This is a genomic window from Cognatundibacterium luofuense, assembly GCF_018139685.1.
Taxonomy (GTDB): Bacteria; Pseudomonadota; Gammaproteobacteria; order Burkholderiales; family Burkholderiaceae_D; genus Undibacterium; species Undibacterium luofuense.
The window spans coordinates 1-283 of sequence record NZ_JAGSPN010000641.1 but is presented as its reverse complement, the minus strand read 5'-3'; the positions used below and the strand labels follow the sequence as shown (position 1 = coordinate 283).

Below are 283 nucleotides of genomic sequence, written 5' to 3'. Positions count from 1 at the left end.
CACGTAAAACGGATAATCAATATCCTTAGGATTGCTATCGTCAACTTTAGCGATGAAGCCTATCGATTCCGAAAACGGTATGGTATTCGGGAAAGCTTGTGCAAAGCCGGCATAGCGCGGGAACTCGATAATCCTGACCAGTTTGTGTTGATAGGGGCCGAAGTTTTTGCTGTAATAGGTCAGCGATTCCTGTACACCTTTGACCATGCGGTCCAGGTTGTATCCGTGACCCGGCTGGTAATCGATCTCGATCGCAACGTCATTCCACTGTGCCTGTTTGACG

General features: G+C 48.4%; 1 protein-coding gene. It reads right to left on the bottom strand.

Going from position 1 to position 283, the window contains the following annotated elements; all coding sequences use genetic code 11:
- A partial coding sequence (locus KDM89_RS22000) for a hypothetical protein (protein WP_212689873.1) occupies positions 1–283 on the bottom strand: 283 nt, incomplete at both ends.